Origin of the sequence: Mesorhizobium sp. M1A.F.Ca.IN.020.03.2.1 (genome assembly GCF_004023205.1) — a bacterium.
GTDB lineage: Bacteria > Pseudomonadota > Alphaproteobacteria > Rhizobiales > Rhizobiaceae > Mesorhizobium.
This window is the reverse complement of sequence record NZ_RZSV01000219.1, coordinates 1-9,091: the sequence shown is the minus strand read 5'-3', so window position 1 is coordinate 9,091 and position 9,091 is coordinate 1. Positions and strand designations below refer to the sequence as shown.

The 9,091-nt window shown below is 64.5% G+C and carries 10 protein-coding genes; 7 read left to right on the top strand and 3 right to left on the bottom strand.

Features of this window, described 5'->3' with window-relative positions; genetic code table 11:
• From EOA79_RS25780 to EOA79_RS25770, 3 genes are all read left to right on the top strand, one after another.
• A partial coding sequence (locus EOA79_RS25780; RefSeq protein WP_128293420.1) for a CreA family protein occupies positions 1-383 on the top strand: 383 nt, incomplete at its 5' end.
• Positions 384-431: 48 nt separating this feature from the next.
• The gene (locus EOA79_RS25775) at positions 432-1,073 is read left to right on the top strand and encodes a DapH/DapD/GlmU-related protein (protein WP_095824911.1); all 642 of its coding nucleotides are present in this window, start codon (positions 432-434) and stop codon (positions 1,071-1,073) included.
• 255 nt (positions 1,074-1,328) lie between these two features.
• Positions 1,329-1,844, top strand: a complete 516-nt coding sequence (locus EOA79_RS25770) for a low affinity iron permease family protein (RefSeq protein ID WP_066990799.1) — start codon at positions 1,329-1,331, stop codon at positions 1,842-1,844.
• Here the strand turns inward: EOA79_RS25770 and EOA79_RS25765 are convergent.
• Positions 1,831-2,697 carry an SDR family NAD(P)-dependent oxidoreductase gene (locus EOA79_RS25765; RefSeq protein ID WP_095824910.1) on the bottom strand — a complete coding sequence of 289 codons (867 nt, stop codon included), beginning with the start codon at positions 2,695-2,697 and terminating at the stop codon, positions 1,831-1,833. The genes EOA79_RS25770 and EOA79_RS25765 overlap by 14 nt on opposite strands.
• Positions 2,698-2,846: 149 nt before the next feature.
• Between EOA79_RS25765 and EOA79_RS25760 the strand changes: the two genes are divergently transcribed.
• On the top strand, positions 2,847-3,128 hold the full coding sequence (locus EOA79_RS25760; protein WP_095824909.1) for a hypothetical protein: 282 nt from the start codon (positions 2,847-2,849) through the stop codon (positions 3,126-3,128).
• Between the two features lie 63 nt (positions 3,129-3,191).
• On the opposite strand, the gene EOA79_RS25755 is transcribed toward EOA79_RS25760, so the two are convergent.
• Together EOA79_RS25755 and EOA79_RS25745 are read right to left on the bottom strand one after the other, a co-directional pair.
• Positions 3,192-4,673 carry an esterase-like activity of phytase family protein gene (locus EOA79_RS25755; RefSeq protein WP_095824908.1) on the bottom strand — a complete coding sequence of 494 codons (1,482 nt, stop codon included), beginning with the start codon at positions 4,671-4,673 and terminating at the stop codon, positions 3,192-3,194.
• Positions 4,674-4,917: 244 nt separating this feature from the next.
• Positions 4,918-5,943, bottom strand: a complete 1,026-nt coding sequence (locus tag EOA79_RS25745) for a LacI family DNA-binding transcriptional regulator (protein WP_095783804.1) — start codon at positions 5,941-5,943, stop codon at positions 4,918-4,920.
• Between the two features lie 197 nt (positions 5,944-6,140).
• On the opposite strand from EOA79_RS25745, the gene EOA79_RS25740 reads away from it, so the two are divergent.
• The 3 genes from EOA79_RS25740 to EOA79_RS25730 form a co-directional block, all read left to right on the top strand.
• Entirely contained in the window at positions 6,141-7,172 is a 1,032-nt protein-coding gene (locus EOA79_RS25740) for a Gfo/Idh/MocA family oxidoreductase (RefSeq protein ID WP_067323151.1), read from the top strand.
• Positions 7,172-8,077, top strand: coding sequence for a sugar phosphate isomerase/epimerase (locus EOA79_RS25735; protein WP_197504177.1), 906 nt, complete (start codon positions 7,172-7,174; stop codon positions 8,075-8,077). The genes EOA79_RS25740 and EOA79_RS25735 overlap by 1 nt, the downstream gene beginning before the upstream one ends.
• Before the next feature lie 93 nt (positions 8,078-8,170).
• Positions 8,171-9,091, top strand: a 921-nt coding sequence (locus EOA79_RS25730; RefSeq protein ID WP_164893946.1) for a substrate-binding domain-containing protein, incomplete at its 3' end; no start/stop codon positions are given.

Here is a 9,091-nt window from a genome sequence, read left to right as displayed (position 1 = left end):
ACATCATGATCGACGCGATCAAGGATCCAAAGGTCGACGGCGTCACCTGCCACGTCGCCTATTTCGACCGCAGCATCATCGATCGGCTGCACAAGGGCAACTGGTTCGAAGATCCGTCGGACTCGTCGATCTCCTGCCGGCAGACCGGACCGATCACAATCGGCGACATCGACATGAGCGAGCGCGGCGAAGAGGTGTTCAAGCAGGGCCTCAGCCTGATCTGGAAGAAACAGGTGGTGAACCGCATCTACGACAAGAAGAACGAGACGCTGATCTATCTCTCGCATTCGCGCCAGGTCCAGAACGGCTCAGCGAAGATGTCGGTCACGACCGTGCCCCTCTATGGCCAGAACGTCGTGTGGGCCAAGGGCAAGCCGCAATGATGATTGGTCCCGCTTGCCGGGGCAATCGCTCGGGCGTAAAGCCGCGCCATGGACCGTCCTGAACATCTCGTTGCGAAGGATCCCGAGCCGCGCATCCATCCGACCGCGGAGTTGAAGGGGTGCAAGCTTGGCCGCTATGCATCGATCGGCGAGCGGGTGATCCTGCGCGACGTGACGGTCGGCGATTTTTCCTATTTCGAGCGTCATTCGGAAGCGATCTACACGATGATCGGCAAGTTCTGCTCCATCGCCGCCAACAGCCGCATCAACGCGCTCGAGCATCCGATCGAGCGGCTGACCCAGCACAAGGTGAGCTACCGGCCCAACGAATATTTCCGCTGGCTTGGCGTCGACGCGGCATTTCGAGAGCGGCGGCAGGCAAAGCCGGTCAGCATCGGGCACGATGTCTGGATCGGCCATGGCGCCGTCATCATGCCAGGCATCACGATCGGCAATGGCGCCGTCATCGGTGCCAACGCAGTGGTGACGCATGACGTGCCGCCTTACGCTGTCGTCGCCGGCGTTCCGGCCAAACCCTTGCGCCAGCGCTTTAGCGCCGACGTGGCGGCGCGCATTGAAGACGTCGCCTGGTGGGACTGGACGCCGGAAAAACTCGCCAGGGCGATCCCGGACATGCAGTCGTTGCCGATCGAGGCCTTCCTCGATCGTTGGGAAAACGCCGCGACCTGAACCCGCGCAGCGCGCCCCTTCCGCCATGCGGGGGTGGCGCGGCGGAAGGGGCCGGAGGTAAGCCGCCGTGAAGCGGAACGAGCAGGCTTTTCGACCTGCACCGGCACCATGGCAACAACGCATAAGGTGTTTTTTCGTCGGCATGCGCCTCTGGCGTGTATGCGATTGCAGGCGGAAAATCGGGCCGGCGGGAACCGGAGAGGCCGGCCCTTGTTTCTCTCGAAGTGCCGCGCTCTTGCGTTTTGTGAGGACTGGATGATCGAAAAGCTTTTCACCAAGGTTGCCAATTGGGTGGCTCACCTGGCCGGTATGCCTTTGACTTTTGCCGTCTGCGTTCTGATCGTAGTGATCTGGGCCGCGACTGGCCCGGTCTTCGGCTTCTCGGATACCTGGCAACTGGTGATCAACACCGGGACAACCATCATCACCTTCCTGATGGTGTTCCTGATCCAGAACACGCAGAACCGCGATGGCGCGGCAATCCAGACCAAGCTCGACGAGTTGATTCGCGTCAGCGAGGCCCACAACCATTTCATCGGCATCGAGCACCTGACGGAATCGGAGGTCGAGGAGATCCGCGCCAAATGCGAAGCGGCGGCAAAACGGCACGACCGCAAAATCGCCGAAACAGCGGCCAAGCAGGCTATGACGATAAAAAACGGTTCCGGGCGCGACCGCAAGATCGCTGAGGCGGCCGCCAACAAGACCGTGCCACGGAAGGCAAGCTCTAAGAGGAAGGCGCCGCCTGAACGGCCCGTCAGCGGTTCATAAAGGCGGCGAAAGCGTCCTTGTGATCCGGATGCCAGCGCGACAAAGCGGGGCGGTTTTCGATGATGTCGCCGATCGCCCAGGCCATGCGCTTTTCATCCATGGGCCGAGCGACCTCGTTGTCCGGGCAAAGGATGTAGAAGTCGTCCTGCTTGAGCGATGCCAGCATGAAATCGATCACCTGCTCGCCCGTCCAGGCGCCGGCCGGCTTTTCCGTCGCGCCCTCGGTCAGGCCGGTATAGGTGAAGCCGGGGATGAGCAAATGCGCGGAAAGCTTGGCCCCAGGCTCGTTGCGCAGCGTGTGGGCCAGGCCCTCGGTGAAGGTCTTCACGCCCGCCTTGGAGACGTTGTAGGCGAGATTGCCGGGCGGCGTGGTGATGCCTTGCTTGGATCCGGTGTTGATGATCAGGCCGGGCTCGCCCGCAGCCAGCATGCGCGGCGCAAAGGCCTCGACACCATGCACGACGCCCCAGAAATTGATGTCCAGCAGCCGTTTCCAGGCTTCACGGTTTTCCCACGGCTTGCCGGGATTGTTGCCGACGCCGGCATTGTTCATCAGCACCGAAACCGCACCGAATGCACCGTAGGTGAGTTCCGCGAGCCGGTCGACTTCGTCGGCCTTGGAGACGTCGGTGGGGATAGGGAGAACGGCATCGTCCCCGGCAATGACGGCGACCGCCTGCCGGGCCTGGTCGAGGCGCACGCCGCCTATGTCGGCAAGCACGGCCTTCATGCCCATGGCCGCGAAGCGCTTCGCGGCGGCCAGGCCTATGCCGCTGGCGCCGCCGGTGATGACGGCGACATTGCCGGAGGCGAAAGCGGGCAGGGCGGTCTGGATTTCGGCGTCGCTGGTCATGGTTGATGTCCTTATTCCGGGTCGAGCCGAACTTAACGCCGGTCAGGGGCGAGGCAAGCCTTGATCGCTGCAATGATCGACGGCGGTACCCCCAATGGGTTGACCGCAGCAGCTTGCCCCGCGCATGCTGCCGGAAAAGGAGTTCGGCATTGACCGATTGGATCGGAATCCTGAAGGAGCAGACCGCCACCGGCGAACAGATGGGCCGGGATGTGCCGAAGATGCTCGCCAACCCCGATATCAGCGAGGCGCAGGTCAAGACCCTGTTTTCGGCACTGGAGCAACAGGCGGACTTCGCGGAAAAGCTGCGCCTGGCGCTGGAGAAGTTCGGCCATGACTTTCCCGTCATCAAGGCCGCAGAGCGGCTGGAAGAGCGCTATGCCGACCTTGCCGCCTCGGCGGCAGAAAAACTGAAAGTGATGCGGCAGTAAGAACCCGCTATCTTTCCACGAGACGCTCGAACCGCCTGTCCGGCGTAAACCAGGTAATCGCAACTAGTTTGCGGCGAGACTGTTCCCCGACAGGCCGGGCAGGGTAACCTGATAGACCAGGAAGGTGGTGTCGACATCGGCGCCATCCTCGGCCTTGTACGGGGCACCAACCTGGAAGCCGTCCTGGGTGAGAAAGTCGTTGTCGTTGGCGACGAACAGGAAATAGTCGTCAGGCAGCTTCGGGTCCAGCACGCTCACCAGCGACATCGCCTCCCACTTCTCCGAGAGGTTGTTCCTGTCGTTCGGCGCGCCGTTGTGCAGGCCGAAACGGCCGAGTTCGCCCTTGTCGTTGATGTCGATGAACGAGGTGAGCTTGGCCGGCGTCACCGACGGATCGAGCACGCCTTTCGGCGCAACCGGCTTGTCGGCGGCGTCGAATGGGCCGTTGGCGATATCGGTGGCCGCGGACAGGTCGACGATCTCGATCTTGCGGTAAACCGACTCGGCGTCCTTCAGCCCCTGGCCGTTGCCGCTGTCGCGTGCCAGCATCAAAAAGCTCTTGTCGGACAGCGCCACGATCTCGCTCTGCGCGGCCACTTTGATCTTGCCCTTGGCGTCCTTGAACACCGGCAGCGGTACGACATATTCGTGCGCCAGCTTGAGGTGGGCGAGGTCGGAGGCGTCATAGACCAGCGCGCGGGTGTTCCGGCGGGTCGAGCCGGAATCGCCGCCATCCTGGCGCGGCGCCGACTGCAGCACGGCGATCAGGAACTTGCCGTCCGGCGTCATCGACATGCCTTCGAGGCCTTGATTGTTCTGGCGGCCGGTCTCGGGATCCTTGGGATCCGGCTCGGCGGCACCCGGGCCAGGATTGTCGGAAGCGAAGTTCGGCTTGCCATGGCGTATCGGCACCAGGGCCGCCGGCGGCTGCGTCGCCGACATCAGGCGGCCGTCGGCCGAAAAGCGATAGATGTTGGGGCCATATTCGTCGGAAATGAACATGGTGCCGTCGGGCAGGCGCACGACCGCCTCGTCGTCGAGCGAAAGCTTGCCATTGTCGGCCTGCGGCAGGATCGGCATGTCGCCGGCAGCGGGGCGCACGCCGTTGAGCGGGTCGAGGCCGGTGGCGTCGGCGCCCTTGTCGTCGGTCAGGAGCATGGTGTCGACGAGCGTTGCCTTGACGCCCGACTGTTCCTGGCCGGCGGCGGGCGCCGCGCCCGGAGGGGTCGGGGTCAGCTCGATTGCAATGGTGTTCAAGCGGGGCCGGTAGTCGGTGGTGCCGGCGACGTTGTAGCCGCGGTCCGGCAGCAGCCAGAGCGAGCCTTTGTAGCCGGCGCCGTCACGCGCCCAGCTCTTGGCGTCGATTGCCATGCCGGAGCCCGAACCAAAGGTCTCGCCGAATTTGTCCTTCTGGCTGGCGGGGATGCGGCCAACGCCGACCAGCCCCTTGTTGACATAGCCAACACCCTCGGCGAGCGCAGGGCTCAGCACGGTGAACAGGGCGATTGCCGCGCCAAGCGCGACGGTTCGGTTGAGGTGCTTCATGATGTCCCCATGTGACGAGCAGAGCCGGAATGGCGTCACATCGGGTCTAGGACGCGAACATCATACTTGCGTGACAGGAGTGGGGCTCCTTCCTTCTCCCCATGTGGGAGAAGGTGGATCGGCGCGCAGCGCCGAGACGGATGAGGGGTGTTCCAGCGGAGCGAGACGTTGGCTTTCCCTGGAGCACCCCTCATCCGTCGCCTTCGGCGACACCTTCTCCCGCAAGGGGAGAAGGAGAGGGTGCTCAATCGCTCTCGCGCGCGACGAGCTCCAGCGGCCAGACTTCGCGGATCGTGCGTGGCCCCTCCGGACCGGCATGGGCCGGGAGTGACGCCAGCAGCATCTCGGCCAGCCGCCGGCCCATCGGCTCCAGCGCCGGACGGAAGGCGGTCAGCGTCGGCGAGAAGTAGCGGCAGAGCGGCGTGTCGACGATGACGATCACCGCGATGTCGTGGCCGGGCCTGATGCCCATCTCGGCCAGTGCCTTGCAGCCGCCGAGCGCCATCGCGTCATTGTTGAAGATGATGGCTGTCGGCCGGTCCTTGGAGAGCATGACACGCGGCGTCACCTGGTAGCCGCCGGTCTCGTTGATGAAGCCGTCGGCGATCAGGCCGGGGTCGACTTCGATGCCGTGCCGCTTCAGAGCCTTGCGGTAGCCGTCGAGGAACAGGTAGCCGAAGTTGAGATCAAGCGAAGGGCGGATGGCAGCTATGCGGCGGTGGCCGCGCGCAACCAGCCGGTCGACGGCTTCATCACCCGCCCTCTCGAAATCGATATCGAGCGAAGGATAGGTGTCGCCGCCGGATTGACTTCGGCCAAGCGTGGCGAAGGGAAAGCCGGCCTTGCTCAGATAGTCGATCCGATCGTCTTCCCGCCGTGTATTGGCCAACACGACCGCGTCGGCCCGGCGCGTCTCAACCACGCGGCGCAGCCGCTCCTGCTGATACTGGCCGGGCTCGCCCATGACGACCATCAGATCCAACTCATGCTCGGCGAGCCGCGCCTGCAGGCCGGTCAGGAACGGAATGAAGAACGGCTCGCCATATTGCTGGTCGCCGGGATGCGGTTGCAGCATGAAGGCGATCGAGCGGGTGGCGCCCTGGCGCAGGCTGCGGCCCGACTGGTTGGGCGAATAGTTCAGCTTCCTGGCCGCCTCGAGCACGCGCTGGCGCGTCTCCGCATTGACGTCGGCGCGGCCGTTCAGCGCGCGCGACACGGTGCCGATCGAAATGTTCAGGTGACGCGCGAGATCGTGGATGCTGGACGCCAAGGTAGGTTCTCCCCCTGACCTCGCTAGCACCGGCCGTCCTTCAGGCCAAGCAGTGCATGTCGATTTTCGCGAGCAGGTGATTGACATTCTACGCCATCGGGTGTGTTCTCGTAAACGTTTACGGAAAAACGTTTACGGTGAAGCCGGAAATGCCGTGACACTCGGCCTGGAGGGGCCGAGCGGAGGAGGAGCGCTGGATGATGAAGGTCGTCCTGGTCGGGTGCGGAGCCATGAGCAGGCAGTGGCTCGATGCCGCGAGGCAGATCGACGGGCTTGCCATTGCCGGCCTTGTCGATCTCGATGCCGATCGGGCGCAGGCGAGGGCGCGCGAGTACGAGCTCCCCAATGCCGTCATCGGCACCAGCCTCGATGCCGTTCTCGATCAGACCCGGCCCGATGCCGTGTTCGATGTCGTGGTTCCTGCTGCGCGGCGCCAGGTCGCGCTTTCGGCCTTTGCCCATAACTGCCATCTGCTCACCGAAAAGCCGCTTGCCGACAGCCCAGAAAATGCGCGCGCCATCATCGAAGCGGCGCGCCGCGCGGGGCGGGTCCATGCCGTGGTTCAGAACCGGCGCTATGTCGCCAATGTCAGGCGGATCCGGCGGTTCCTCGATTCCGGCGCCATCGGCAAGCCGACCAGCATCCATGCCGACTTCTTCGTCGCGCCGCACTTCGGCGGCTTTCGCGAGGAGATGCGCCACGTGCTTTTGCTCGACATGGCGATCCACACGTTCGACGCCGCCCGCTACATGGTCGCCGGCGAACCGGCCGGCGTCTATTGCCAGGAGTGGGAGCCTGCCAATTCCTGGTACCGTCAGGGCTCGTCGGCCAGCGCGGTGTTCGATTTCGGCGGCGGCAAGGTCTTCACCTATGCCGGCTCCTGGTGCGCGGACGGTTTCCGCACGAGTTGGGAAGGCAGCTGGCGCATCGTCGCCGAGCGCGGCAGCCTGTTGTGGGACGGGCATGACGGGTTGAAGGCCGAGGTGGTTGCATCCGGCCGCGACGGTATCATCGACAAGACCCAGTCGATCGAGGTGCCGGCGCTCGACGCGGCCGACAGAGTCGACGGCCATCTCGGCATCATCCAGGATTTCATGCGCGCGATCGAGACCGGCACCGAACCGGAGACGCGCGGCACCGACAACATCAAAAGCCTAGCCATGGTCTTTGGCGCCATCGAAAGCGCAGAGACCGGACGCCGCGTCGCAATCGCAAAGGAAACGCCGTGATGCCGAACCCGCTTCTCGACATCAGGATCGGCACCATGGTGCGAGCCAATCTCGACGACCCGGCCGCCTATGTGAAACAGATCCTGCCGCTCGGCTTCGAGAGCATCCAGCCCTTTTTCTGGCAGACGCTGGGCGGCAAGGACCTAAAGCGCCTGGCGGGCGAAATCCGCGAAGCGATCGGCGATGCGGACGTCGCCGTCTCATCGATCGGCGTGTTCGGCAATCCGCTGGAGAACGGCGAGGTCGACCGCGGCGTGCTCGCGGCGTGGGAGACCGTCATCGACAACGCACATCTGTTCGGCACCACGATGGTCTGCGGCTTCACCGGCCGGCTGCGCGGCAAACCGCTGACCGACAGCCTGCCCCGCTTCCGCGAGGTCTGGGGGCCGCTGGCCAGGCGCGCCGCCGACAAGGGCGTGCGCATCGCCTTCGAGAACTGTGCGATGGACGGCAACTGGGCGAGCGGCGACTGGAACATCGCCCACAACCCGGACGCCTGGGAGCTGATGTTCAACGAATTGCCCGACGACAATCTCGGGCTCGAATGGGAGCCCTGCCACCAGCTCGTCTATCTGATCGACCCGATTCCGCAGATTCGCAAATGGGCGCCGCGTATCTTCCACGTCCACGGCAAGGACGCCACCGTGCGCTGGGACGTGATCCGCGAGCACGGCGTGTTCGGACGCCTGCCATTCGTGCAGATGCGCAGCCCCGGCTTCGGCGACAGCGACTGGACCCGGGTGATCAGCGAATTGCGGCTGGCCGGCTACAAGGGCGCCATCGACATCGAAGGCTGGCACGACCCGGTCTATCGCGGCGACCTCGAGATGACTGGTCAGGTGCGGGCGCTGGGCTATCTGAAGCAGTGCAGGGGAGGAGCCAGCTACCTGCCCAATCCGGTGTGAGGACCGGCCGGCGGGAGGAGCCGGCCACCAAGACTACGGCCGAAGCAATCGTCGAAACCCTCTGTTGCGAGGGACCAAAAGGGAGGAACGTGCATGAGCATCACGACGAGAAGGACTGTTCTGCGCTCGACCGTCGCGGCGGCTGCTGCGGCGCTCTGCGCCTCGATTTCCACCTTGCCGGCAAAGGCGCTTGACGCCCAATGGTGCAAGGACGTCCATATCCGCTTCTTCGTCGGCGGCGCCGAGGGCGACGCCTTCGGCACCATCGTCTACAATGGCGCCAAGCAGGCGGCGGCCGATCTTGGGCCGAAGGTCGACTACATCTTCTCCCAGTGGGATGTCGAGAAGATGGTGCAGCAATTGCGCGAGGCGGTCGCGGTCAAGCCGCAAGGCATCGCCATGATGGGCCATCCGGGCGATGCCGCGATCATGCCGCTGGCCGAGCAGGCGCATAAGGACGGCATCAAGATGATGTACCAGAACGTGCCGGTGCCGAAGGTGGTGGAAGCGTTCGGCGGCGGCTATGTCGGCGCGCAGCAGGAGCAGCAGGGCCGCGCGCTCGGCGCCGAGGCGTTCAAGCTCGGCAAGCTCAAGGCCGGCGACAAGGCGATCATGATCGGCCCGTTCGAGAACGAGAATCGCGGCGCGCGCGAGCGCGGCACGGTCGCGGCGCTGAAGGAGGCGGGCGTCGAGGTGATCCAGCTGTCCTCGCCGCCGAGCGGCGAATGGGCGTCCGACCCGAACCTTGCCATTCCGGTGATCACGGCGGCTCTGCTCAACCACCCCGACGTCAAGGCGGTCGGCTATCCCGGCGGACAGATGCTAGGCAACGTCGCCACCTATATGCAGGCGGCGGGACGCAAGCCCGGCGACATCTTCAACTTCGGCTTCGACACCAGCCCGCAGATCGTCGAAGGCTTCAAGGGCGGCTGGGTGCAGCTGACGGCCGACCAGCAGCCTTTCCTGCAGGGCTATCTGCCGATCTTGAGCCTTTGCCAGCAGGTGGTGCTGGGT